Annotated in this window: 20 protein-coding genes and 1 pseudogene; 9 read left to right on the top strand and 12 right to left on the bottom strand. The window is 53.3% G+C overall.

Annotated features, from left to right (window positions below):
- Positions 1–94: 94 nt before the first annotated feature.
- The 7 genes and pseudogenes from nrfA (at position 95) to gltP (ending at position 8,266) form a co-directional block, all read left to right on the top strand.
- A complete protein-coding gene (nrfA, locus tag EOS97_RS11930; protein ID WP_000101778.1) occupies positions 95–1,531 on the top strand; it encodes an ammonia-forming nitrite reductase cytochrome c552 subunit in 1,437 nt (478 codons plus the stop codon).
- A gap of 44 nt (positions 1,532–1,575) precedes the next feature.
- Entirely contained in the window at positions 1,576–2,142 is a 567-nt protein-coding gene (nrfB, locus tag EOS97_RS11935; RefSeq protein WP_000115065.1) for a cytochrome c nitrite reductase pentaheme subunit, read from the top strand.
- Complete coding sequence (gene nrfC / locus EOS97_RS11940) at positions 2,139–2,810, top strand: cytochrome c nitrite reductase Fe-S protein (RefSeq protein ID WP_001278022.1); 672 nt, start codon at positions 2,139–2,141, stop codon at positions 2,808–2,810. Before nrfB ends, nrfC begins: the two co-directional genes overlap by 4 nt.
- Positions 2,807–3,763 carry a cytochrome c nitrite reductase subunit NrfD gene (gene nrfD / locus EOS97_RS11945; RefSeq protein ID WP_000199679.1) on the top strand — a complete coding sequence of 319 codons (957 nt, stop codon included), beginning with the start codon at positions 2,807–2,809 and terminating at the stop codon, positions 3,761–3,763. The genes nrfC and nrfD overlap by 4 nt, the downstream gene beginning before the upstream one ends.
- Positions 3,756–5,994, top strand: a pseudogene (nrfF, locus tag EOS97_RS11950) (heme lyase NrfEFG subunit NrfF). The gene nrfD and the pseudogene nrfF overlap by 8 nt, the downstream one beginning before the upstream one ends.
- Positions 5,991–6,611, top strand: coding sequence for a heme lyase NrfEFG subunit NrfG (gene nrfG, locus EOS97_RS11960; protein ID WP_000083242.1), 621 nt, complete (start codon positions 5,991–5,993; stop codon positions 6,609–6,611). The pseudogene nrfF and the gene nrfG overlap by 4 nt, the downstream one beginning before the upstream one ends.
- A gap of 344 nt (positions 6,612–6,955) precedes the next feature.
- Positions 6,956–8,266: a glutamate/aspartate:proton symporter GltP gene (gene gltP / locus EOS97_RS11965; RefSeq protein ID WP_000793278.1), complete on the top strand. Its 1,311-nt coding sequence runs from the start codon at positions 6,956–6,958 to the stop codon at positions 8,264–8,266.
- Between the two features lie 157 nt (positions 8,267–8,423).
- Here gltP and yjcO read toward each other — a convergent pair whose 3' ends face one another.
- The 6 genes from yjcO to EOS97_RS11995 all read right to left on the bottom strand — a co-directional run bounded on the left by yjcO (position 8,424) and on the right by EOS97_RS11995 (position 14,453).
- Positions 8,424–9,113, bottom strand: coding sequence for a Sel1 family TPR-like repeat protein YjcO (gene yjcO / locus EOS97_RS11970; RefSeq protein ID WP_000771454.1), 690 nt, complete (start codon positions 9,111–9,113; stop codon positions 8,424–8,426).
- A gap of 176 nt (positions 9,114–9,289) precedes the next feature.
- Positions 9,290–11,437, bottom strand: a complete 2,148-nt coding sequence (locus EOS97_RS11975; protein WP_011233236.1) for a formate dehydrogenase H subunit alpha, selenocysteine-containing — start codon at positions 11,435–11,437, stop codon at positions 9,290–9,292.
- A gap of 365 nt (positions 11,438–11,802) precedes the next feature.
- Positions 11,803–12,711 carry a lipid A hydroxylase LpxO gene (gene lpxO, locus EOS97_RS11980; RefSeq protein WP_000457033.1) on the bottom strand — a complete coding sequence of 303 codons (909 nt, stop codon included), beginning with the start codon at positions 12,709–12,711 and terminating at the stop codon, positions 11,803–11,805.
- Between the two features lie 257 nt (positions 12,712–12,968).
- Positions 12,969–13,403, bottom strand: coding sequence for an aminoalkylphosphonate N-acetyltransferase (phnO, locus tag EOS97_RS11985; RefSeq protein ID WP_001805444.1), 435 nt, complete (start codon positions 13,401–13,403; stop codon positions 12,969–12,971).
- 151 nt (positions 13,404–13,554) lie between these two features.
- Positions 13,555–13,998 (bottom strand): VOC family metalloprotein YjdN, encoded by a 444-nt coding sequence (yjdN, locus tag EOS97_RS11990; RefSeq protein ID WP_001131301.1) that lies wholly within the window; start codon positions 13,996–13,998, stop codon positions 13,555–13,557.
- 119 nt (positions 13,999–14,117) lie between these two features.
- On the bottom strand, positions 14,118–14,453 hold the full coding sequence (locus EOS97_RS11995) for a zinc ribbon domain-containing protein YjdM (protein WP_000056482.1): 336 nt from the start codon (positions 14,451–14,453) through the stop codon (positions 14,118–14,120).
- Between the two features lie 467 nt (positions 14,454–14,920).
- Here EOS97_RS11995 and proP point away from each other — a divergent pair, with 467 nt between their 5' ends.
- Both proP and pmrR read left to right on the top strand, forming a co-directional pair.
- The gene (proP, locus tag EOS97_RS12000) at positions 14,921–16,423 is read left to right on the top strand and encodes a glycine betaine/L-proline transporter ProP (protein ID WP_000919710.1); all 1,503 of its coding nucleotides are present in this window, start codon (positions 14,921–14,923) and stop codon (positions 16,421–16,423) included.
- Positions 16,424–16,492: 69 nt separating this feature from the next.
- Complete coding sequence (gene pmrR, locus EOS97_RS12005) at positions 16,493–16,582, top strand: LpxT activity modulator PmrR (protein WP_000844399.1); 90 nt, start codon at positions 16,493–16,495, stop codon at positions 16,580–16,582.
- Positions 16,583–16,589: 7 nt separating this feature from the next.
- Here pmrR and pmrB read toward each other — a convergent pair whose 3' ends face one another.
- The 6 genes from pmrB to adiA all read right to left on the bottom strand — a co-directional run bounded on the left by pmrB (position 16,590) and on the right by adiA (position 24,915).
- The gene (pmrB, locus tag EOS97_RS12010; RefSeq protein WP_001212189.1) at positions 16,590–17,660 is read right to left on the bottom strand and encodes a two-component system sensor histidine kinase PmrB; all 1,071 of its coding nucleotides are present in this window, start codon (positions 17,658–17,660) and stop codon (positions 16,590–16,592) included.
- A gap of 9 nt (positions 17,661–17,669) precedes the next feature.
- The gene (pmrA, locus tag EOS97_RS12015; protein ID WP_000697899.1) at positions 17,670–18,338 is read right to left on the bottom strand and encodes a two-component system response regulator PmrA; all 669 of its coding nucleotides are present in this window, start codon (positions 18,336–18,338) and stop codon (positions 17,670–17,672) included.
- A complete protein-coding gene (gene eptA, locus EOS97_RS12020) occupies positions 18,335–19,978 on the bottom strand; it encodes a phosphoethanolamine transferase EptA (RefSeq protein ID WP_000919300.1) in 1,644 nt (547 codons plus the stop codon). Before eptA ends, pmrA begins: the two co-directional genes overlap by 4 nt.
- A gap of 133 nt (positions 19,979–20,111) precedes the next feature.
- Positions 20,112–21,449: an arginine/agmatine antiporter gene (gene adiC, locus EOS97_RS12025; protein ID WP_000093130.1), complete on the bottom strand. Its 1,338-nt coding sequence runs from the start codon at positions 21,447–21,449 to the stop codon at positions 20,112–20,114.
- 139 nt (positions 21,450–21,588) lie between these two features.
- The gene (locus EOS97_RS12030; protein WP_001217081.1) at positions 21,589–22,350 is read right to left on the bottom strand and encodes an AraC family transcriptional regulator; all 762 of its coding nucleotides are present in this window, start codon (positions 22,348–22,350) and stop codon (positions 21,589–21,591) included.
- Positions 22,351–22,647: 297 nt separating this feature from the next.
- Complete coding sequence (adiA, locus tag EOS97_RS12035) at positions 22,648–24,915, bottom strand: arginine decarboxylase (RefSeq protein WP_001538051.1); 2,268 nt, start codon at positions 24,913–24,915, stop codon at positions 22,648–22,650.
- Between the last annotated feature and the right edge of the window lie 120 nt (positions 24,916–25,035).

Consider the following 25,035-nt stretch of genomic DNA (forward strand, 5'->3'; position numbering starts at 1 on the left):
GATCAATGTAATAACAGTATTTGTGCGGTTGCTGTTATGGAAAACGATAAAAAATCGCCATTAAAGATAATGGCGCAATCTGGATGAGACCTCTATGGCAAGGAAAACACTACGCGCACGCCGTTTCTTCAGCCTTATATTTCCTTTTTTCTTCATTACCTCTGTTTACGCTGAGCAAACGCCTGAATCCGCAAAAACCGTTACTGTTGAGGCGAAAAATGAAACGTTCGCGCCTCAACACCCCGACCAATATCAGTCATGGAGAGCGACGTCAGAACAGTCTGCCCGTGAAGATGCGCTGGCGGAAGACCCTCGTCTGGTGATCCTGTGGGCGGGCTATCCCTTCTCCCGTGATTACAACAAACCACGCGGCCACGCGTATGCGGTAACTGACGTGCGTGAAACGCTGCGTACCGGCGCGCCAAAAACGGCGGAAGACGGCCCGCTGCCGATGGCCTGCTGGAGCTGTAAAAGCCCCGATGTCGCGCGCCTTATCCAACAAGAAGGCGAAGACGGCTACTTCCATGGCAAATGGGCGCGAGGCGGCCCGGAAATTGTCAACGATTTGGGCTGTGCCGACTGTCATAACACCGCGTCGGACGATTTCGCCCAGGGGAAGCCAGCGTTAACGTTGTCGCGCCCCTATGCTGAACGGGCGATGGAGGCTATCGGCAAACCGTTTGAGAAAGCCGGTCGCTTTGATCAGCAATCGATGGTCTGCGGTCAGTGCCACGTGGAGTACTACTTTGACGGTAAAAACAAAGCCGTTAAGTTCCCGTGGGATGAGGGCATGAAGGTCGAAAATATGGAGCAATACTACGACGCCATCGCCTTCTCTGACTGGACTAACTCGCTGTCGAAAACCCCAATGCTCAAAGCGCAGCACCCGGAATATGAAACCTGGAGCGCGGGCATTCACGGTAAGAACAACGTGACCTGTATCGACTGCCACATGCCGAAAGTACAGAACGCCGAAGGCAAGCTCTACACCGACCATAAAATCGGCAACCCGTTCGACAATTTCGCGCAAACCTGCGCCAACTGCCACACCCAGGACAAAGCGTCCCTGCAAAAAGTGGTCGCCGAGCGTAAACAGGCGATTCATGACCTGAAAATCAAGGTTGAAGATCAGCTGGTACATGCGCACTTCGAAGCGAAAGCCGCATGGGATGCGGGGGCGACAGACACGGAAATGAAACCGATTCTGAACGATATTCGCCACGCGCAGTGGCGCTGGGATCTGGCGATTGCGTCACACGGTATTCATATGCATGCCCCGGAAGAAGGTCTACGGATGTTAGGCAGTGCGATGGATAAAGCCGCGGATGCCCGAACTAAACTGGCGCGACTGCTGGCGACCAAAGGCATTACCCATGAAATTCCGCTGCCGGATATTTCGACGAAAGAGAAGGCGCAGAAAGCGATTGGTTTGAATATGCAACAAATCAACGCGGAGAAGCAGGACTTCATCAAAACGGTGATTCCGCAGTGGGAAGATCAGGCGCGTAAAAACGGTCTGTTAAGCCAATAACCCCATTCCGCCCCGTAAGGGGCGGATAACTCAACGGAGTGAATATGAGCGTATTACGTTCGTTATTAACTGCTGGGGTGCTGGCGTCAGGCCTGTTCTGGAGCCTGAGTGGAATTACTGCCACGCCAACGCCGCAGGAGTCGGATCAACGCTGGACGGTCACCCAGCAGCGTAATCCGGATGCTGCCTGTCTGGACTGTCACAAGCCGGACACCGAAGGTATGCACGGTAAACATACGGGCGCTATCAACCCGAACAATAAATTGCCGATAACCTGTACCAACTGCCACGGTCAACCGTCGCTTCACCACCGTGAAGGGGTGAAAGATGTGATGCGTTTTAACGACCCGATGTATACGGTAGAGCAGCAGAACAGCGTCTGTATGTCCTGCCACTTGCCTGAACAACTGCAAAAAGCGTTCTGGCCGCACGATGTTCATGTTACTAAAGTGACCTGCGCCAGTTGCCATTCCCTGCATCCGCAGCAAGACACGATGCAGACGCTAAGCGAGAAAGGGCGGATCAAAATATGCGTGGATTGCCACAGCGATCAGCGTACTAACCCGCACTTTAACCCGGCGTCCGTTCCGTTGCTTAAGGAGCAGCCATGAGTTGCACCCGACGTCAATTTATTACCCGCGTCGGCGCGCTGGCGGCGGTCAGTGGGATGGCAGGACGCGTTGTAGCGAACACGTTGAATATTAATGGCGTGCGTTATGGCATGGTACACGATGAGTCATTATGCATCGGCTGCACGGCCTGCATGGATGCCTGTCGGGAAGTCAACAACGTGCCGGAAGGCGTATCGCGCCTGACGATTATTCGCAGCGAGCCGCAGGGGACGTTTCCTGATGTGAAATATCGCTTCTTCCGCCACTCGTGCCAGCATTGCGACCATGCCCCCTGCGTTGACGTCTGCCCGACGGGGGCATCATTCCGCGATGCCGCCAGTGGTATTGTCGACGTGAACCCGGACCTTTGCGTCGGCTGTCAGTACTGCATTGCCGCGTGTCCCTACCGCGTGCGCTTTATCCATCCGGTCAGTAAGACGGCGGATAAGTGCGATTTCTGCCGGAAAATCAACCTGAAAGCGGGCAAACAGCCCGCCTGCGTTGAGTCATGTCCAACGAAGGCGCTGACGTTTGGTAATCTGGACGATCCCAACAGCGATATCTCCCGTTTGTTGCGGCAAAAAACCACCTATCGTTACAAGCTGGCGCTGGGCACAAAACCGAAGGTCTACCGCGTTCCCTTTAACTATGGGGAGGTGAGCCAATGACATCCGCTTCTCCATTTCATTTTGCATCACTGGTGTGGGACTGGCCCATCGCCATCTATCTGTTTCTGATTGGCATCTCCGCCGGACTGGTCACGTTGGCGATTCTGCTGCGTCGCTTCCATCCGGAGGCGGGCGGTTCGGACAGCACGCTGCTGCGCACTACGCTGGTGTTAGGGCCGGGGGCGATTATCTTCGGTCTGCTGATTCTGGTCTTCCACCTGACGCGCCCGTGGACCTTCTGGAAGCTGATGTTCCACTACAGCTTTACCTCGGTGATGTCGATGGGGGTGATGCTGTTCCAGTTGTACATGGTAGTGCTGGTGCTGTGGCTGGCGAAAATCTTTGAAAAAGAGGTGATTGCCCTGCAACAGCGTTGGCTGCCGCGGTTAGGGATCGTGCAGAAAGTGTTGGCGCTAATAACGCCGTTTCATCGCGCGCTGGAGACGTTAATGCTGGTACTGGCGGTCCTGCTCGGGGCGTACACCGGCTTTCTGCTGTCGGCGCTGAAATCCTATCCGTTCCTGAATAACCCGATCCTACCGGCGCTGTTCCTGTTCTCCGGCATCTCCTCCGGCGCGGCGGTGGCGCTGATCGCTATGGCGTTACGCCATCGTAGCAACCCGCACAGCACCGAGGCGCGCTTTGTACATCGCATGGAAACCCCAGTGGTATGGCTGGAGATCTTCCTGCTGGCGGCCTTTTTTATCGGGCTGGCGCTGGGCGATGACGGCAAAATGCGCGCGCTGGCGGCGGCGCTGGGCGGCGGATTCTGGAGCTGGTGGTTCTGGCTTGGGGTCGTAGGGCTGGGATTGATTATCCCGCTGTTGCTGAAACCCTGGGCAAACCGTAGCGTCACGTTTCACGGCGTGCTGGCCGTTTGCGGCGCCAGTTTGACCGGCGTGCTGTTGCTGCGCTTTTTCATTCTTTATGCGGGACAGCTAACGGTTGCATAATCTGGACATCTTCCTTCCTGAAGCCGGATTTCTGGCGCTGTTGTTGAGTCTCGGGGTCAACGTGCTGACCCCGCTGGCGACGTGGTGCGGGATGGGGCTGCACTGGCGCGGCGTCATGCGCCTGACGACCTGCGGCGCGTGGACGGCGTTCACGCTGCTGCTACTGGCGTTTGCGATTCTGGTTAGCTGTTTTCTGACCAGCGATTTTTCGGTCGTTTATGTTGCGCAGCATAGCCATAGTCAGTTGTCATGGGGACTGAAACTGGCGGCGGTATGGGGCGGTCATGAAGGCTCGCTCCTGCTGTGGGCGCTGCTTCTTTCGGGGTGGACGGCGCTATTCGCCTGGCGCTCCCGGCATGAATCTGACGCGCTTTTTCCGCGGACCCTGAGCATCTTGTCCCTCATTATGGCCTCGCTGCTGCTATTTATTGTGCTGTGGTCCGATCCGTTCCTGCGTATTTTCCCTCCCGCCATGGAAGGGCGCGACCTTAATCCCATGCTGCAACATCTGGGGCTGATCTTACATCCGCCGCTGCTCTATCTGGGTTATGGCGGCCTGATGACCGCGGCGAGCGTAGCGCTGGCCTCGCTACTGTGCGGCGGCTTTAACGCGGCAACCGCCTGGGTGTGCTGGCGCTGGGCGTTACCCGGCTGGTGCGCTCTGACGCTGGGGATCATTCTCGGATCGTGGTGGGCGTATTGCGAACTGGGCTGGGGCGGCTGGTGGTTCTGGGACCCGGTGGAAAATGCCTCGTTGTTGCCGTGGCTTGCCGCCAGCGCGTTGCTGCACAGTCTGTATGTCAGCCGCCAGCGCGGGGGCTTCCGTCACTGGTCGTTGCTGCTGGCGATACTGACGCTGATCCTCTCGTTGCTGGGAACGCTGATTGTGCGTTCCGGCATTCTGCTTTCCGTCCATGCTTTTGCGCTGGATAACGTGCGCGCGGTGCCGCTGTTTACCCTTTTTGCCGCGTTAAGTCTGGCATCGCTTGCTCTGTACGGCTGGCGGGCACGGGAGCCGTATCCGGCGACGTGTTTGGGCGGCGGAAAGCGCGAAACGCTCATTCTGACGACGCTGCTACTCTTTAGCGCCGTCTTGTTGATCGTGCTGGTCGGGACGCTCTACCCCATGATTTATGGTTTGATGGGCTGGGGAAGGCTTTCGGTGGGCGCGCCCTATTTTAATCGCGTCACGCTGCCGTTTGGCCTGCTGATGCTGGTGGTTATCGTGCTGGCGACAATCAGAAGCCGCAAAGTCTCTGTGCATCGTCAGCTTCCGGCATTGCTGGCGCATACGGGCGTATTTATCTTCGCCGCCGGGATCATGGTTTCCAGCGGCAGTCGGCATGAAATCAGCCTTAACCTCAGCCCCAGTCAGCAGGTGGTACTGGCGGGCTATACCTTTTGTTTCGAGCGTCTGGATCTGGAGGCCAAAGGCAACTACACCAGTGAAAAAGCGCGGATCACGTTGTGGCGGAATGAAAAACGCATTGGCAGCCTGCAGCCTGAAAGGCGCTTCTATGCCGCGCGTCGTCAACAGATGATGGAGCCGGGGATTCACTGGAACCTGCTACATGACTGGTACGCGGTGATGGGCGAAAAAACCGGACCGGATCGTTACGCCATGCGCTTATACGTGCAGACCGGCGTGCGCTGGATCTGGGGTGGGGGATTGTTGATGGTGTGTGGCGCGCTGCTGAGCGGATGGCGGGGGAGGAAGCGTGATGCGTAAATTACTCACAGCGTTGCCGGATGGCGGCGTAAACGCCTTATCCGGCCTACAGGATGCGCAAACCGTAGGCCGGATAAGCGTAGCGCCATCCGGCAGAAAGTTTTTACTCTTAACGATCGTCCTGTTTTTAATCACCTTCGCCACCCACGCCCAGGTGGTGGATACCTGGCGCTTTGACAATCCACAACAGCAGGAAAAAGCGCTATCTATTGCCAGTCAACTGCGCTGTCCGCAGTGTCAGAACCAGAATTTGCTGGAATCCAATGCGCCCGTGGCGGTCAGTATGCGCCATCAGGTTTACAGCATGGTGGCCGAAGGTAAAAGCGAAGCGGAAATCACTGCCTGGATGACCGACCGTTATGGTGATTTCGTACGCTACAACCCGCCGTTGAATGAGCAAACGCTGCTGTTGTGGGCGCTGCCGTACCTGCTGTTATTGCTGGTGGGCGTGGTGGCCTGGCGGGTGAGAAAGCGTCAGCACGCAGGAGAGGGGGAACAATGAGCCAGTCTGAACACTCCACTGTGCCGTTACGTCCCATGCCCGTAAAGCGTCTGGCGGCTGCGGCGGTGTTGATGGTGGCTGCCTGTGTCGGCGGCTATCTGTTGACGCCGAAATGGCAGGCTGTGCGTAGCGAGCAACAGCGTCTGGCCGATCCGCTACGTGACTTTACGAACCCGCAAACGCCAGAGGCGCAGCTTTCCAGGCTGCAAGAAAAAATCCTCGCCAATCCGCAGGATAGCGAGCAATGGGCGCGGCTGGGCGAGTATTATCTCTATCGCAATGCGTATGACAATGCGCTGCTGGCATATCGTCAGGCGTTGCGTCTGCGAGGCGATAACGCGCAGCTTTTCGCCGCGCTGGCAACGGTGCTGTATTACCAGGCCGGGCAACATATGACGCCTGCGACGCGTGAAATGATTAATAAAGCGTTAGCGCTGGATGCGACAGAAGTGACCGCGCAGATGCTGCTGGCGGCGGATGCGTTTATGCAGGCGGATTATGCGCAAGCCGTGTCGCTGTGGCAAACCTTACTGGATGCTAACTCGCCGCGAGTGAATCGCGCGCAGCTGGTAGAGGCCATTAATTTGGCTAAATTGTTACAAAATCGGCAGAAATAATTTTTTCTTTTTTGTGACTTTTGTCATGTGTGCTGTTTAAAAAAACGGCGAATGAGACACAAGTAAAAATTAATTACCTCAGTGTATTATTCGTTTTTGACGAAGTAAAAAACTTTCCATAACAAATAGTTATTCATCATTAACGCCATAAACTCGCGTTATTATGCATAAAAACAGCCAAAAGCCCTGTTATGAAAGGGTTGCGCAAGACGCTATGCAAATGATACTGATTATGCGCGTTAAAAAACTCTACAAACCAACGCAACACAAATCATACCCTTTCAGTATGTATTGCTCTCATGCTTTCGGCGGAGAGCAACGCTTCATCGAGGAAGTCTGTTGTTATGAAAAATTTGAAAGTCAGCCTGGCCTGGCAAATTTTGCTGGCTATGGTGCTGGGCATTCTGTTGGGCAGCTATCTGCATTATCACAGTGACAGTCGTGAATGGCTGATTGCCAACCTGCTGTCGCCTGCTGGCGATATCTTTATCCACCTGATTAAAATGATCGTCGTGCCGATCGTGATCTCGACTCTGATTGTCGGCATCGCCGGCGTTGGCGATGCGAAACAGCTAGGCCGTATCGGCGCCAAAACCATTCTCTATTTTGAACTGATCACCACGGTGGCGATTATCCTCGGCATTACGCTGGCGAATGTCTTTCAGCCAGGCTCAGGCATTGATATGTCGCAACTGGCGACCGTCGATATTTCGAAATACCAGAACACCACGGCGGAAGTACAAAGTCATGCGCATGGGCTGATGGGGACGATACTGTCGCTGGTGCCGACCAATATCATCGCATCGATGGCCAAAGGGGATATGCTGCCAATTATCTTTTTCTCGGTCCTGTTTGGGCTGGGGTTGTCGTCCCTGCCGGCAACGCACCGCGAACCGCTGGTGACGGTATTTCGTTCCATATCTGAGACCATGTTTAAAGTCACCCATATGGTGATGCGCTATGCGCCAGTGGGCGTTTTTGCGCTGATCGCCGTCACGGTGGCGAATTTTGGTTTCGCGTCGCTGTGGCCGCTGGCGAAACTGGTGCTGCTGGTACACTTTGCCATTATCTTCTTTGCGCTGGTGGTGCTGGGCATCGTGGCGCGCCTGTGCGGGTTAAGTATCTGGATTCTGATTCGCATTCTGAAAGATGAATTGATTCTGGCGTACTCGACCGCCAGCTCCGAGAGCGTACTGCCGCGCATTATCGAGAAGATGGAAGCTTACGGCGCACCAGCCTCTATCACCAGTTTCGTGGTACCGACCGGTTACTCATTTAACCTCGACGGCTCCACGTTATACCAGAGCATCGCCGCCATTTTTATCGCGCAGCTATACGGTATCGACCTGTCGCTGTGGCAGGAAATTGTACTGGTGCTGACGCTGATGGTGACGTCGAAAGGGATTGCCGGCGTGCCTGGCGTTTCCTTCGTGGTGTTACTGGCGACGCTGGGCAGCGTGGGCATTCCGCTGGAAGGGCTGGCGTTTATCGCCGGTGTCGACCGTATCCTCGACATGGCGCGTACTGCGCTAAATGTGGTGGGGAATGCGCTGGCGGTGCTGGTGATCGCCAAGTGGGAACACAAGTTTGACCGCAAAAAAGCGCTGGCCTATGAGCGCGATGTGCTGGGCAAATTTGATAAAACCGCCCAATAACGGATTGCCGAATGGCGCTTTGCTTATCCGGCCTACAGAGAAAGAGAATGTAGGCCGGATAAGGCGTTCACGCTGCCATCCGGCAACCTGCTCCGGGTTGCCTGATGGCGCTACGCTTATCAGGCCTACAACGACTACGTTCATCCGGCAATAAACATCATCCATTTGTTAGCGTTTCGAACTCTTCGCAACCGGTATCAAACCCTTCCAGACAGCTTAGATTCAACCAGTGCAACGCCTTCTGCTTGTTCTTTTCAATAAAGCCCGGTTCACCGTTTAAAAACATCATTCCCGCCCAGTATTCTGAATAGCCGGTACGGGAAATGGCGGAACTGCGTTTGAAATACCAGGCGGCTTTTTCATCATCGGCGGCAATGCCCACGCCGTTGGCGTAAATCAGGCCAAGCAACATTTGCGCATCCACCGCGGAGTCGTTATCCAGATCTTCAGAGGCCTTTTGCAGCAGCGAGATGGCTTTTGGGTAGTCCGGACGCCCGGCCTGGGTGTTGACCAGGATCCGCGCCAGCGTAATTTCGCCCGCTTTACTGCCCGCGTTAGCCGCCTTTTCAGCCAGCTTTTTCGCGTCGGGATAATCCAGGCTTACCGGATTAGTGATTTTGATTTGCGCCAGTAGCGCGCAGGCGTCGGCGTCGCCACTGTCGGCGGCTTTTTGCGCCCAGTATTCAGCTTTGTTCAAATCGCCATAGCTCAACCAACTGTCGGCCAGAAAATATTGTGCGCGTCTGTCACCTGCCTCTGCTGCCTGCAAATACTGGCTACCCGGCTCAGGATCTGCGGCATGGGCAAAGAATGTCATAAACAACATCAATGCAAGAAGTAGTTTCATTTTGAATTTTATTTAGGGTACGGAAAAGACAGTATAAAGAGATCGTATGGATAAAAAAACAGCCTCCGGGCGGAGGCTGTTATAGGGAAAATGCCTGATGGCGATGCTAATGCATCTTATCAGGCCTACAGTAGACGCAGGCCGAATAAAGCATTCTGATGCCGCCACCCGGCAGATCAACCCATTGCGCTTTCGCGCAGACGGGTTTTCAGCTTGTTGTACTCATCAATCACATACTGCTCGGCGGCTCGCTGATCGGCGATCGGCTCAACGCGTACGGCGCAGTATTTGTACTCCGGCGTTTTGGTAATCGGGCTGAGGTTTTCAGTCACCAGCTCGTTACAGGCGCCAATCCACCACTGGTAGGTCATGTAAATCGCCCCTTTGTTCGGGCGATCGCTGACCTGCGCGCGGGTGATGATTTTACCTTTGCGCGAATGAACCCACACCAGCGCTTCATCTTCAATGCCCAGACGCGCGGCGTCGGCGGTATTGATTTGCGCATAGCCCGGTTCATCGGCCAGCGCGGCCAGCGCCGCACAGTTACCGGTCATTGAGCGGCAGGAGTAGTGGCCGACTTCGCGCACCGTCGACAGTACCATCGGGTACTCTTCGGTGAGTTTATCGATAGGCGCTACCCAGTCGCAGGTGAAGAACTGCGCCAGACCGTTGGGGGTATCGAACTTCTCTTTAAAGAGGTACGAGGTTCCCTGATCGGCATCCGACGTGTCGCGGCATGGCCACTGGATATAGCCCAGTTCGCCCATCTTCTCGTAAGTGGCGCCGTAGAAATCCGGGCACAGATGACGCAACTCATCCCAGATCTCCTGGGTGTTGTTGTAGTGCATCGGATAGCCCATCCGGGTGGCGATTTCACTGATAATCTGCCAGTCGGTTTTTAGGTCCCACTTCGGTTCAACGGCTTTAAAGAAGCGCTGGAAGCCACGGTCAGCCGCAGAGAAGACGCCTTCATGCTCGCCCCACGAAGTGGAGGGTAAAATCACATCCGCCGCCGACGCGGTTTTGGTCATGAAGATATCCTGCACGATGACCAGTTCCAGATCCTCAAACGCTTTACGTACTGCAGAGAGTTCCGCATCGGTTTGCAGCGGATCTTCACCCATAATGTACGCCGCGCGCACTTCGCCATGCGCCGCACGGTGCGGCAGCTCGCTGATGCGATAGCCGGTATGCGCAGGCAGACTTTCTACGCCCCAGGCTTTAGCGAACTTCTCGCGGTTTTCCGGGAACTTAACGTACTGGTAGCCTGGATAAGTATCCGGCAGCGCGCCCATATCGCACGCGCCCTGAACGTTGTTCTGGCCGCGAACCGGGTTAACGCCCGCGCTTGGCTTGCCGAGGTTGCCGGTCAGCATCGCGAGGCTGGTCAGTGAACGCACGGTTTCCACACCCTGATAGAACTGGGTGACGCCCATACCCCACAAGATCGCTGCGCTTTTCGCGCTGGCATACATCCGCGCCGCCTGACGAATCTCCTGTGCGCTCACGCCAGTGATCTCTTCGACGGACTCCGGCGTATAGCCTTCGACAATCTTGCTGTACTCTTCAAAACCTTCGGTACGGCTGGCGACAAACGCTTTGTCGTACAGGTTTTCTTCAATAATGACATGCCCCATGGCGTTGAGCAGCGCGATATTCGAGCCGTTTTTCAACGCGATATGCATGTCGGCAATGCGCGCGGTTTCAATTTTGCGCGGATCGCAGACGATAATTTTCGCCCCGTTGCGTTTAGCGTTAATCACATGATTCGCCACGATAGGGTGGGAATCCGCCGGGTTATACCCGAAGACGAACACTAAATCAGTGTTATCAATTTCGTTAATCGCATTACTCATTGCGCCGTTACCGACCGATTGGTGCAGACCTGCAACCGATGGGCCGTGTCAGACGCGAGCGCAGCAGTCAACGTTATTGGTACCAATAACGGCGCGTGCGAATTTTTGCATTACATAGTTGGTTTCATTTCCGGTACCGCGAGAGGAGCCGGTTGTCTGGATTGCATCCGGACCGTACTTCGCTTTGATGGCGCTCAAACGTTCAGCGACGTAATTGAGCGCTTCATCCCAGGAAACAGATTCCAGTTTGCCGCCACGCTGGCGACGGATCATTGGGGTTTTCAGGCGCGGGGTCAGGATCTGGGTATCATTAATAAAATCCCAGCCGTAGTAGCCCTTCAGACACAGGGTACCCTGGTTGGTTTTCCCCTGCGCCGCCTCAGCCCGGACGATTTTGCCGTTATCGACCACCAGATTGATTTTGCAACCTGATGCGCAATACGGGCAAACCGTGACGACTTTTTTCATCGGTTTCGCTCCAGTTAATCAAATCGCGCATACGCGCTGTCGCCCTCAGTATGCATGTTTTATGCCACTTTTTTAGTATGGGCTTTCCCTGATATTACGGGCGAATTTTGCTCAAAACCCTGACGAAAAACAGGCTATCGTCAGTTTTGACGTGTCGAAAGAAAATACCGCATGACATTTATTATGGGGAGAAACGCGGAGCGCAGGCCAGATAAGGCGGAGCCGCCATCCGGCAATCTGCTCTGCCTGAAGTGGGGGTTTTTAATAAATTACCCGGATGGATAGACTCAAGGCCAGGGAACGCGTTGAGACTAACGCCAGGATAGAACGGGCCGCGGCAGGCAGTGCCATACCGCGGCCCGGCTTCAGAGGAGGCTGAAAAGGATTATCGCGGCAAAAATAGCGGCAATAACGAGATATTTCAGCGCGTAATAGAGAGTGCGGTTTTTCTTTTTCAGCCGTTGCCCGGCATCGCGTGCTGCGTGAACGTATTTAAAGATGCGATTAATCGCACCGGTGCGATCGTTCTCGTCGTTTGGCGAACTGGCGGCGGACATCAACGATGCGCCGACCCAGTGGTTTACGCTCTGCGCCCAGCGCCATTTCATTGGACGCTCAATATCGCAAAAGAGGATAATACGCGTCTGCTCAGTTTTATTTTCCGCCCAATGAACGTAGGTTTCGTCGAAGATGACGGCTTCGCCGTCGCGCCAGCTATGGCGCTGTCGATCAACTTCAATAAAACAGCGGTCGTCATTCGGTGTGCTTAATCCAAGATGGTAACGTACTGAACCGGCATAGGGGTCGCGATGTTTTCCCAGATAGGCTCCGGGAGGCAACTCGGCGAACATCGCCGCTTTAATAGAGGGGACGCTGTTGACCAGCTTTGTCGTTATCGGGCATAACGTTTCCGCCGACGGGTGGGCATCGGAATACCATTTAAGGTAAAACCGTTTCCAGCCGCGCTTGAAAAAGGTGTTGAATCCGGCGTCGTTATTGGCCTGCGCGGCTTTTATGTGATGCTGAAGCCGTAGCGCCTCTTCACGAATCACCTGCCAGTTTTCTGTCAGCTTCTGCAGCTCTGGAAATGCCGTGGTATCAAAGTACGGCTGCTTTGCCGGTAACGTTGAGAAGCGAGTCATGAACATATTGATCGGCGCCATAAACGTCGAGTGGTCAAAGAGCTGACGGGAAAGTTTTTGTTTTTCCACCCCGCGTGAATGCGCATAAATGACGCTGATAATAAAAATACCGATAATGATTGCTGCGAACATAACGTCACTGTCCTTCTAGGAAAACCTCATCCCGGGATTTTCAGGCAACCCTCCCGGTGATGCCAAAGAGAAAAGTGTAGTTCGTTGACAATAAATTTACATTTCTACAACTTAAAAGGGCCATTTTTGCTAAAGAAGCGAGTCAGCCCGTTTAACCTTTATCCAGGCTTGTCGACAGTAGAATTGAGATGACTCCGCTACTTCACCCGGTGATGGCTGATTACGTTATGCCTTATCTCCCGATGACGGCTGCCAGATCACAATGCTTTCGTAAACCGAAAATGACTTTGCTTGTAACCTTCGCGAAGATAAAAACGGTGTGCATCGCGGCGTTTAATATTTGTGGAAAGCTCCGTTAGCTCGGCGCCCGCCTGACGTGCTTCTTCTTCTGCCCAGGCCAGAAGCTGACTGCCAATTTTTTGTCCCCGCATCTGCGGTAATACCACCAGCTCCTGAATTTCGCCAATCCAGTTGGCATGATGGAGATGAAACTGCATATGCAGGCTGATCATGCCGACTACCTCTCCGTTGCGCAGCGCTAAACGATAATGAACGTTGGGGTCCAGTAAATTAGCGGCGAATCCATCCCTGAAAGCCTGATAATCAAGCTCATTTTTAAGTAACTCACAGATAAGCGCGTAAACAGAATCGGTATCCTCTGTTGTCGCGTGGCGTAATTCACAGACTGGCATAATGTCCTCCCGACGCTTCATCAGGATCAACCATCTTTCGCCAGACTGTAGCAAACTACCGTCATGATTTATTCTATGGCAGCTAAACGGCGGATAACGTGCAGCCAAAGATCACTCTGATGGCAAGGGGGAGGGCGAGCCTCCCGGGGAGTTAGGTGGCAGGCTGATGTTTAACCACGTTAATCATCCACGGCACACCGAAACGATCGCTGACCTTGCCGAAACCCTGCGCCCAGAAGGTCTCCTGCCAGTCCATTTCGATTTGCCCTTGTGCGGCAAGGTTATCAAACCAGCGCTTCCCTTCTGCTACATCCTGGGTATCAAGCACCAGCGTAAAGCCGGAATAATGCGCCGTTCCCGACGCGCTGGCATCACTCATCATGATATCGCTGCCGGCAATGCGCATGTTGGCGTGGGCGATAGCAGTATCGGGAAAGCGCATTCCTGACGGGCAGCCCTCTTCGTTATCCGCCGCTGAGGGGGGCATTTCACCGAAGCTGAGTTTATAAAGCAGTTCTGCGCCTAACGTTTGTTGATAATACGCGATGGCGTCGGCACAGTTGCCGGCAAAAGAGAGATAGGGACTTAACGGCATGATGGTTACCTCAGGTAAGAGATGCTCGTTAAGTGTAGTTCGAAATTGGCACAATATTGTCGGTGGAAGGGCCGCTCAGGCCCGGTAAGCGAGGCGCTACCGGGCAATGACACGGTAAATCAGTTCTTTTTCACGAACTCGGATTTCAGTTTCATCGGGCCAAAACCATCGATTTTGCAGTCGATGTTATGGTCGCCTTCAACCAGACGAATGTTCTTCACTTTGGTGCCGATTTTCAGCATGGAAGAGCTGCCTTTTACTTTCAGATCTTTCACGATGGTGACGCTATCGCCGTCTGCCAGCAGGTTGCCGTTGGCGTCTTTGACAATCAGCTCATCGCTCTCCTGAGCGGGTTCCGCATCGTTCCATTCGTGAGCGCATTCCGGGCAGATGAACATGCCGTTATCTTCGTAGGTATATTCGGAGTTACATTGCGGGCAGTGGGGTAATGACATGTTGGTATCCTCAAAAAGTCAGCGGGGGCAAACGCGCCCAAAAATGGCAGATCGCCGAAAAAGGCCGCAATTATACACAAAATCCTTAGCGTTGTCGGGACTATTGCCGCTTTTATAAAAGGGTCTGCGCCACGCCAGTCAGCAATGGTTTACACTCGAATAACCGCTTTTTTACTGTCACCACAGCGCATTAGGGCGTCCTTATTTACACCTTTTGACCGAATTGACATATATGTGTGAAGTTGATCACATATTTAAACCCTGTTAGGGTAAAAAGGTCATTAACTGCCCATTCAGGCGTCAACAGGTTCGGTTGTACAGTCCGTAACCGGACAGTGTAAGTAAACCTGCTACGCTTGTATGAGGGATAGCGTTCGCGCCCCTCCCTCCGCTCGACGGCGACGCTGGCGCGGTATGCCAGTGCCCGCCGTATATAGCGCTACAGGGCTTAGCCTATGAGGACAGCTATGCTGAAAAGGAAAAAAATAAAACCGATTACACTGGGCGATGTGACCATCATTGATGATGGTAAACTTCGCAAAGCAATTACCGCCGCCTCGCTGGGCAACGCGATGGAGTGGTTTGATTTTGGTGTTTATGGATTTGTTGCCTACGCGTTGGGTAAAGTCTTTTTCCCCGGCGCCGATCCCAGCGTCCAGATGATTGCCGCGCTGGCCACGTTTTCCGTTCCCTTCCTGATTCGTCCGCTCGGCGGGTTATTCTTTGGTATGCTCGGCGATAAATACGGGCGCCAGAAGATCCTGGCGATCACGATTGTGATTATGTCGATCAGTACCTTCTGTATCGGGTTAATCCCCTCTTACGCGACGATCGGTATCTGGGCACCAATACTGTTGTTGCTGTGTAAAATGGCGCAGGGCTTCTCGGTTGGCGGGGAATATACCGGCGCGTCGATCTTTGTCGCGGAATATTCGCCGGATCGTAAACGCGGATTTATGGGAAGCTGGCTGGATTTTGGTTCCATCGCCGGGTTCGTGCTGGGCGCGGGCGTGGTGGTCTTAATCTCAACGATTGTCGGCGAGGAGAATTTCCTGGAGTGGGGCTGGCGTATTCCGTTCTTTATCGCTCTGCCATTGGGAATTATTGGTCTCTACTTACGCCATGCGCTGGAAGAGACGCCAGCGTTTCAGCAGCACGTGGATAAACTGGAGCAGGGCGACCGCGAAGGGCTGCAGGATGGGCCGAAAGTCTCCTTTAAAGAGATTGCCACCAAACACTGGCGGAGCCTGTTGTCATGTATCGGTCTGGTGATTGCCACCAACGTGACCTACTACATGCTGCTCACCTACATGCCGAGCTACCTGTCGCATAACCTGCACTATTCTGAAGATCACGGCGTGTTGATTATCATCGCCATTATGATCGGGATGCTGTTTGTGCAGCCGGTGATGGGGCTGCTGAGCGACCGTTTCGGTCGACGTCCATTTGTGATTATGGGCAGCATTGCGCTGTTCGCGCTGGCGATCCCGGCCTTCATCCTGATTAACAGTAACGTTATTGGCCTGATTTTTGCCGGTTTGTTGATGCTGGCGGTGATTCTGAACTGCTTTACCGGGGTGATGGCCTCGACATTGCCGGCGATGTTTCCGACGCATATTCGTTACAGCGCGCTGGCGGCGGCTTTTAATATCTCTGTATTGATTGCCGGTTTGACGCCAACGCTGGCGGCCTGGCTGGTGGAAAGCTCGCAGGATCTGATGATGCCGGCGTATTATTTGATGGTCATCGCGGTGATAGGCTTGATTACCGGTATTTCCATGAAAGAGACGGCCAATCGTCCGTTAAAAGGCGCAACGCCAGCGGCGTCGGACATCCAGGAAGCGAAGGAAATTCTGGGCGAGCATTACGATAATATTGAGCAGAAAATCGACGACATCGATCAGGAAATCGCGGAGCTGCAGGTCAAACGTTCGCGTCTGGTACAGCAACATCCGCGCATCGATGAATAAATTTCGCGCTTAAGGTTCGCTTAATCTCTCGCGGGCATACTCTCCTCCATACCTTTGGAGGAGAGCGTCATGAAAAGCTATATTTATAAAAGTTTGACGACCCTGTGTAGTGTGCTGATTGTCAGCAGTTTTATCTATGTGTGGGTCACGACGTATTAAACGCCTGTTATGCCTTTTTCAACAGCACCCAGGCACGGGTGCCTGTTCTTTCTGTACGGTTTTGCAGGAAAAACTGTCCCTGATGTAGCTGGGTGATGCGGCTGACGATACTCAGCCCCAGGCCAATTCCGCCATAACGGCTGTCCATCCGCACGAACGCTTCGCTTAGCTTCCCGCATTTGCTTTCATCAATACCCGGCCCCTCGTCTTCGACCGCCATAATAGCGTCGGGGTCGGCGCTAATGTGGATAGTGATATGGGTTCCTTCAGGGCTATAGCGATGCGCGTTTTCCACCAGATTTCGCAGCAGCATACGCAGTAACGTCGCGTCACCGCGCACCACCACGTCCGCCGCACTTTCCGGCAGCAACAGAGTTTGCTGGCGCGTTTCCAGCATGGTGTTCAGCTCATCGTAGGAGGGGAGGATCACATCTTCCAGCAGTTTTACTTCCTGATAATTCCCGGAAGAGAATGACTGGCCCACGCGCGCCAGTTGCAGAAGCTGGGAGACGCTATCCATCATCTGGTCAAGACGGGCGATAAGCGGCGCGACATCAACATTGTGGGTTTTTGACAATAATTCCAGATGCAAACGCACCCCCGACAGCGGCGTGCGTAGCTCATGGGCCACATCGGCGGTAAAAAGGCGTTCATTGTCGAGCGTGGTGGTCAAACGCGTAACCAGTTGATTGATCGCCGAGACGACGGACTCAATCTCAAGCGTGGAGCTGTGAATGGCGATCGGCGCCAGATTATCCGCCGTCCGCGCTTCCAGCTCTTTTTGCAGTTCGGCGAGCGGACGGGTAATACGCCGTACCGCCTGGTAACAAATTAGCAGCGTCAGGCTAACCATAAATACGCCGGGGACGATCAGGCTGGCGACCGCCTCGCGAATTTCGTGCATGATATGGCGATCGTTGTTGCGATTATCCCGCAGCGCCTGCTCGAACAATTGGATTTGCTCAGTGCTTTCATGCCATAACCAGAAGGTACTGATTAACTGGAACACCAGCAGAATAAGACCAATTGTCAGCATTAAACGCTGGCGAAGGGTCATCGCTCTTCGCTGAAAACGCATCAGGCTCACTTAGCTTTCCTCAGTGGCAACCAGCATGTAGCCAAACCCGCGAACCGTGCGAATGCGCGACTTGCCGACTTTGTCGCGCAAATTATGTATATGCACTTCCAGAGTGTTGGTCGAGGGTTCGTTATCCCAGTTGTAGATATCGTTATAAAGAATTTCCCGGTGCACCGGACTGCCTGCCTTGAGCATCAACCGTGAGAGCAACGCGTACTCCTTAGGCGTCAGGGTCAGTTCCTGTCCATCCCTCCATGCCTGATGGCGGCCTATATTGAGCGTCAGATTGCCAACCGTCAGTTCACTTTCACCCTGATTATTATGGCGGCGCAGCAGCGCGCGGATGCGGGCGTGCAATTCCTCCAGGGCGAAGGGTTTTACCAGATAATCATCTGCGCCGACATCCAGCCCGGTAATGCGGTCATTGAGCGTATCGCGGGCGGTCAGAATGAGTACCGGGAGGGTATATTTTTTCTGTCGGATTCGCGTCAGGAAATGCAGGCCATCCTCATCGGGAAGCCCTAAATCCAGCACCATCAGACTGTAATGACCAGACTCCAGACTATGCTCGGCGGCACGCGCTGTCGAAACGCCATCACACGCATAGCCTTCGGTTTGCGCGGCGAGTATTAACCCCTGTAATAATAGCGTGTCGTCTTCAACAATCAGTATCTTCATTCGCTTAGTCTCCTGCACGGTTGCAGAATATCATCTGCGGCCTGGTAATACGTCGTTTGTACGCCGGTTAATCCCAGCATGGTTGAGAAAAGATTGTCCTGTGAATAATCCAGCGTGCTCGCCCGTTTTTGCAGGCAGGCCTGATCCACCTGATAACGCTGTTGATAATCTTTAGAAAGCCAAATGAGCATCGGGACATGTTTTTGCGTATCCGGCGCAATGGAATACGGCAGACCGTGTAAATAAACGCCATTTTCACCCAATGATTCGCCGTGATCGGAAAGATAGACCAGGCTGGTGGTGAATTTATCCTGATGAGATTTCAGCAGGTTAATGGCTTTATCTACAATATAGTCCACGTACAGCACGGTATTATCATAGGTGTTGATCAACTGCTGTTGGGAACAGTTCTGAATTTCGTTAGTGTCACAGGTTGGGGTAAATTTTTTAAACTGCGGTGGATAACGGTTGTAATAGGTTGGGCCGTGGCTGCCGATGGTATGTAATACAATAACGCCATCGCCTTTCAAATGGTCGATATAGTCTTCCAGACCGTGAAATAACACTTCATCGTAGCACTCGCCGTCGATACATTGTCCGGGCAGGTTTAGCTCGGTGACATTTTGATGCGGAACGCGATCGCATGCGCCTTTACAGCCGCCGTCATTATCATTCCACAGTACGTTAATCCCCGCGCGCTGGATAATATCCAGCAGCCCTTCCTGGTGATGCGCCAGCTCTTCGTCATAATGTTTGCGCGGCATATCAGAAAACATGCAGGGAACGGAGATCGCGGTCGCCGTACCGCAAGAGGTGGTATGCGGGAAGTAGATCACATCGTCTTTCGCCAGCCGCGGATTGGTGTCGCGCGGATAGCCGCCAAGAGAGAAATCATCGCCGCGCGAGGTTTCGCCAACGATAAGAATCGTCAGGTTTTTGCGATCGCCTTTCAGCATTAATGGATTGCGATGGGCATCCTCGCCAATGCGTACCAGCGGCAAATTCGCCAGCCGTTGATGCGAATACCATGACCAACTGGCGACAATACTGTTCGATGGGCTTAACGCTTTGATCAACTGTTTATTATTTCGAAATAGCGAGGCGTAATCTTTATAGAAAAAGGCGGCGACCAGAATAACTAATAAAATAGAGATCAGGACGCTGGCCAGGCGGTAAAGCCCGCTACGTAAGCGCGGCGTCGCCGGGCGGATTTTGACCCAGAAGGCAATCACGACTGCCAGAACGCCGCTTAATCCCAGCGTCAGCACCATTCTCGGCGTCATCAGCGCAAAGGTTTCCGCGGGCGTGGTATCCATCATATTGGCGATCATGGAGCGATCGATGATGATGCCGTAAGTCAAAATAAAATACTGCGCGGCAGCGCCGACCAGAATAAAAACGCAGGCCAGCAGTCGGTTTAGCCAAATAAATGAGGCCAGCGTCAGCACACTATTGACCACGCTAAACGCGACGACCGGCATGGAAATAAACACCAGCACATTGCGCAGCGAGTTTAACGGTAGGTCTTGTAGTACCTGCTTGTAGAACGCGATGTTCAGGCAGACGGCAATATAAAAGGAAAAAAGCAGAAGCCAGGCGATTTGCCCAAGAACAGGTCTTTTAAGAAAGCGCTTTAACATGTTGATGCGTCCATCGATTCGGTGACGCTAATCGTGACAAAGTAAAATTAAGTGAACCTTAAGAACTTAATGTTGGAGGCGGCCGGATAACCTGCGCTATCCGGCCTGTTGCGATAACATTAACTACACGTGGTCAATCCTGTTTAACCGGCGCATCCAGCGGATACGGGTTTTTGTGAATGCGGTTGTAGTTCAACGCATACAGCGCGGTGATCACCATCAACGTGACGAACGACCACATCACTTCTTTGGCGCCGGAACCGATGACCGCCCAGATGCAATACACAAACGCGACGAAGGTAATCAGCAGATACAGCGGGCGCGCTTTACCAAAGTGGCCGTGACCCAACAGTAACAGCGCGGCACAGGTGTAAAGATAAGGCACCAGGGTGAAGATAACCGACACGGAGGAGACCAGACCAAACTCTTTCGCGGCGTTCGGCGACATACTGCTGAACTGGAAGATAGTCATCAGCACGCCGACGATAAGCAACCCAGCCACTGGCGTACCGGCTTTATTAACCCGCGCGAAGATTGGCGGGAAGAGACCATCGTCCGCCGCCGCTTTTGCGGTTTGACCGGCAAGCAGCGTCCAGCCGCCGAGAGAGCCCAGGCAACCTGCTGCCGCACAGAAGGAAACAATAGCCCCTGCGGTATCGCCCAGCGCCATACGCGCCGCGTCACCGAAAGGCGATGCCGATACACGCAGCGCCGCGTTGGGGATCATCCCCATAATCGCCGTTGTGGAGAGTACATAGCAGACGGCGGCGATCAGTACCCCGCCGATGGTGGCGATAGGCACGTTGCGTTTCGGGTTTTTGACCACACCGGCCGCAACGGAGGCGCTTTCTACCCCGATGAATGACCACAGCGTAACGTTCAACGTGCTTTGAATTGCCCCGAAGGTATTCATGCCGCTCACGTTCCAGGCCGCCATATAGGTTTCGCCTTTAAACCAGAACCAGCCGAAGACCGCAATCCCTACGATAGGCACCAGCGCCAGTACGGTGGCGACGGCCTGTACGCGGGTAATCATTTTCGGCCCGACGATGTTCAGCAGAACAAAAATCCACAGCACCGCGACGCAGGTAAGCGTTAATACCAGCGGATCTTTCAGAATCGGGAAGAAATAGCTCAGATAGCCGACGCCGATAACGACCATCGCGATATTACCGATCCAGCATGCCAGCCAGTACAGCACGTTCGTTTGATAGCCCAAAAACGGCCCGAAGCAGCGGCGTGCGTAGGCATAAGAACCGCCGGGACTGGGATCTAAGGACGACATTTTGGCATAAACCATCGACAGCGCCAGGGCGCCGATGATAGTGACCAGCCATCCGTAGATTGCAATCCCGCCAGTGGCCGCCAGGTTGGCAGGGAGTAAGAATACCCCTGAACCCATAATATTCCCCGATACCATTAAGGTGACGGGGATTAGGCCCACTTTGTGAGCATCAGCATCCGAAGACATAATTTGGACTCCTGAAAAGGTGACTTCGTTACGATAAATTACGTCGTATCATACCCCCTCAGAATGCCGCTGAATTATGTCGGAGACGGGTTATCGCCAATGCTGTTATTATCGTGTCTTATCGTTGAGTGTAGAAAAATTAGGCAGCCGATCGTTCCCGATGTTGGCTAACATAATGCAGGGGGGTCATACCATAAAACTCTTTAAACACGGAAATAAAGTACGATGTGCTGTTATACCCACATAGCTGTGAGACTTGAGAGATATTCTTTCCGTCCATTAATAATTGGTTTACGGCATAACGCATTCGGCAGGTCGTGATTATTTGGCTATAACTGGTATTCTCGTTTTTGAGCTTTTTCTTTAACAAGCTTGGACTCAGGCACAGGCAACTGGCAACGGCGCTCAGATTCCAGTCTTTATGAATATCGCTCTGAATGATGTGGTAAACGCTGTCACTGATGCGGCTGCGCAGCATGTGCATTAACAAAGAAATAAATTTTTTGTGGTCAAGAAAGCGGGATAAAACGGTGAAAAGGAGCGCACGGGTACGTTCACTAACAATTTCATCCGGTGCTTCCATCGCGCTGTAGCGGGCGGCGACCCTGAAGATATCCGGCGTCAGACAGTTGGCGGTCAATAAGGGATCGGCGTTGCGTTGCCAGACGGGAAGGTGTGAGAGATCTTTATTCAGGAATTGTAAATAGTCTTTAATATTATTGCGACTCACTTGTATTACTAGCACGCTATTTAATGATGAAATGTCAATAACGTTATTTTCACAAGCCAGAATGGCCATATAATTCGCTTTTAAACTGATTGGCTCCTTACCATTTACTCGTAACCATGTATCTTTTTCGGTTAATAACACTATGCAAGGCTCGTTGCTGCAAATCCTCATACCCGAACTCCTGGAATATGAACATAAAAGACCGGATCTCGCCAAACGGGAGAGATAACGGGGACTGAGTCAATTGTGTGATGAATTGAAACTGCACTAAAATAACTTTCCTGAATAATATTACAATATTTGTACGATGAATTAGGGTGTACAAAAAGTTGTACGCGAGTGGAAACTTGTCATTTTTGTATAAAAAAAGCGCGGGATGGGGCCCGCGCAAAAAGGTATGACAGTATTATTGTTTTGCAGCAATACTCAGGGAATACATGCCATCCTCAAAAAAAAGACTCTTTGTGATTAGGCTTTCACGCACATAACGTGATATACGCCATCAATAATTTCCGTGCCTTCGGTTTCATGCTCAAAGCCAGGGAAGTGATGATCCCAGGATTGCAGTGAGCGTAAGTAACCCACCTGCGGACTGTTTTCATCGCCAAAGTTTTCGCCGGAGAGCAGCATCGGGATGCCTGGCGGGTAAGGAATAACGGAGTTCGCCGCAATGCGACCCGGTAGATTTTCAATCGCCACCATTTCAATATTGTCGTTCACGATCGCGTTGTAGGCGTCGCGCGGGGTAATCTCCGCAACCGGCAGGGTGGAATAGGCGGCGTTGAGACGGGCGCCCGGGTTATTTTCACGTAGCCAGGCAAACATTTTATCGCCCAGGTCATGAATACCCATGTTCGCGTAAGTGTCAGGATAATCCTGCACCAGTTCCGGCATCACCTGCGCCAGCGGCGTATTCGCGTCGTAATGATGTTTGAAGGAGCACAGCGTGTTGATCAGCGTTCCCCATTTCCCGCGAGTTACCCCCATAGAGAACAGGAACATAATCTGGAAGTCGGTGGTGCGGGTCGGCACGATACCGTGGCGGCCAAGCCATGCTGTGACCAGCGCAGCAGGTACGCCGGATGCTTCCAGTTCGCCATCGTCGCCCATACCCGGCGCCAGGATACTGACTTTAATCGGGTCCAGCATACTCCAGTTATCCGGCAGGTCTTTAAAGCCGTGCCAGGTTTCTCCGGGGCGCATGACCCAGCAGTTCTGGTCAGTGGCTAGCAGTTTTGCCGGCGCGTCGGCGAAGTCATACGTTTTACCGGTTTGTGGATCGGTGACGACGTCTTTATTCCACGGTTTAAAGAACCAGTCGCCTTCATCGGTAAACTCTTTATAAAGACGCGCCATCGCCTGACGGAAATCAACCGCTTCGTCAATCACCTCTTGAGTCAGGGACAGGCCGCTGTTACCGTCCATCATCGATACCGCCACATCGTTGGATGCGCAGATGGCATATAACGGAGAGGTGGTGGCATGCATCATATAGGCCTGGTTGAAGCGGGAGAAATTCACCGCGCCACGGCCTTCACGGACGTGAATGTAGGAAGCTTGTGAAAGCGCATTCAGTAGTTTGTGCGTGGAGTGGGTGGCAAACACGGTCGGACCGTTATGGTCGCCTGGCTCGCCGCGCATCGCGTAGTGATCGCAATAAATCGGGTTGAAGCGCGCATAGCCGTACCATGCTTCGTCGAAGTGAATGCGATCGCTGGTTTTTGCCAGCAGATCCTGCGCCTCTTTGGCGTTATAGCATACGCCGTCATAGGTACAGTTGGTCACTACGCTGTAAGACGGTTTCTGTCCGGCTTTGGTTTTGGTCAGCGGGCTGGCGCTGATTTTTTTCTGCAAGGTTTCAGGCTGCATTTCCTGCGGGTAGATTGGCCCGATAATGCCGTAACGGTTACGGCTTGGCACCATATATACCGGTTTGGCCCCAGTGAGGATCAGCCCCTGCTCGATGGATTTATGGCAGTTACGATCCAGTACAACGACATCATTATCCGTCATACAGGCCTGCATAATAGTACGGTTAGAACCGGAGGTCCCGACAACCACGGACCAGGAGCGGTCAGCACCGAATACGCGGGCGGCGTTTTTCTCGCTTTCGCCAAACGCGCCGGTATGGTCGAGGAGTGAACCGAGCGTGGTACGCTCAATCCCCATATCGCTGCGGAACAGGTTTTCGCCATAATAATCGTGATAAAAGCGACCGGCAGGCGTTTTAGTGAAACCGACGCCGCCCTGGTGTCCCGGCGCCGCCCATGAATATTCATGAATGTCGCTGTATTTCATCAACGCGTTAAACAGCGGCGGTAACAGTTGCTGGCGATACCGGGTCATGGCGGCAACGGCGCGTCCGGCGATAAAGTCAGCGGTGTCTTCCAGAATCCAGGCGAATTCATCGACAAGCTCCAGCAGGTCGCGGTCCAGCGATGCCGTCGCTTTTTCCCTGTCGCCTAACAGGAAAACGGGCACGTTTTGCTGACGCTCGTGAAGCTTACCGATCAATTGCCTGACGCTCAGGTGCTCATCCGGTTGTTCCATTTGGTAGCTAAACATCAGACAGTCAATGGCTTCGTTCGCGGACAAGATGGCATAGCCGTCATCGAAGGATGTCGATTTAATGACGGTAACATTTTGTTGGCTCAAGGCATCCGCCAGACGCTCAACCGCGTTGCCAACCCAGGTGTCCTGATGCAGAAACTCACTTTCAACAATTAATACTTTCATCATCTTTTACCCGGTTGTGGAGGCCGTGCAATTTACGCCTTGCCGACCCGCCGTATGAATGTGACGTGGGCAAGTATTACCCCGTCAAATAGGGGGTGTAAAGTGATGGAATAATGGTCA

It is taken from the genome of Salmonella sp. SSDFZ54, from assembly GCF_004010735.1.
Classification (GTDB): Bacteria; Pseudomonadota; Gammaproteobacteria; order Enterobacterales; family Enterobacteriaceae; genus Salmonella; species Salmonella enterica.

Excerpts from the sequence above, each read along its gene's own strand:
- nrfA (WP_000101778.1), top strand. The coding sequence starts at position 95 with ATGGCAAGGAAAACACTACGCGCACGCCGTTTCTTCAGCCTTATATTT.
- nrfB (WP_000115065.1), top strand. The coding sequence starts at position 1,576 with ATGAGCGTATTACGTTCGTTATTAACTGCTGGGGTGCTGGCGTCAGGC.
- nrfC (WP_001278022.1), top strand. The coding sequence starts at position 2,139 with ATGAGTTGCACCCGACGTCAATTTATTACCCGCGTCGGCGCGCTGGCG.
- nrfD (WP_000199679.1), top strand. The coding sequence starts at position 2,807 with ATGACATCCGCTTCTCCATTTCATTTTGCATCACTGGTGTGGGACTGG.
- nrfG (WP_000083242.1), top strand. The coding sequence starts at position 5,991 with ATGAGCCAGTCTGAACACTCCACTGTGCCGTTACGTCCCATGCCCGTA.
- gltP (WP_000793278.1), top strand. The coding sequence starts at position 6,956 with ATGAAAAATTTGAAAGTCAGCCTGGCCTGGCAAATTTTGCTGGCTATG.
- yjcO (WP_000771454.1), bottom strand. The coding sequence starts at position 9,113 with ATGAAACTACTTCTTGCATTGATGTTGTTTATGACATTCTTTGCCCAT.
- lpxO (WP_000457033.1), bottom strand. The coding sequence starts at position 12,711 with ATGTTCGCAGCAATCATTATCGGTATTTTTATTATCAGCGTCATTTAT.
- phnO (WP_001805444.1), bottom strand. The coding sequence starts at position 13,403 with ATGCCAGTCTGTGAATTACGCCACGCGACAACAGAGGATACCGATTCT.
- yjdN (WP_001131301.1), bottom strand. The coding sequence starts at position 13,998 with ATGCCGTTAAGTCCCTATCTCTCTTTTGCCGGCAACTGTGCCGACGCC.
- EOS97_RS11995 (WP_000056482.1), bottom strand. The coding sequence starts at position 14,453 with ATGTCATTACCCCACTGCCCGCAATGTAACTCCGAATATACCTACGAA.
- proP (WP_000919710.1), top strand. The coding sequence starts at position 14,921 with ATGCTGAAAAGGAAAAAAATAAAACCGATTACACTGGGCGATGTGACC.
- pmrR (WP_000844399.1), top strand. The coding sequence starts at position 16,493 with ATGAAAAGCTATATTTATAAAAGTTTGACGACCCTGTGTAGTGTGCTG.
- pmrB (WP_001212189.1), bottom strand. The coding sequence starts at position 17,660 with ATGCGTTTTCAGCGAAGAGCGATGACCCTTCGCCAGCGTTTAATGCTG.
- pmrA (WP_000697899.1), bottom strand. The coding sequence starts at position 18,338 with ATGAAGATACTGATTGTTGAAGACGACACGCTATTATTACAGGGGTTA.
- eptA (WP_000919300.1), bottom strand. The coding sequence starts at position 19,978 with ATGTTAAAGCGCTTTCTTAAAAGACCTGTTCTTGGGCAAATCGCCTGG.
- adiC (WP_000093130.1), bottom strand. The coding sequence starts at position 21,449 with ATGTCTTCGGATGCTGATGCTCACAAAGTGGGCCTAATCCCCGTCACC.
- EOS97_RS12030 (WP_001217081.1), bottom strand. The coding sequence starts at position 22,350 with ATGAGGATTTGCAGCAACGAGCCTTGCATAGTGTTATTAACCGAAAAA.
- adiA (WP_001538051.1), bottom strand. The coding sequence starts at position 24,915 with ATGAAAGTATTAATTGTTGAAAGTGAGTTTCTGCATCAGGACACCTGG.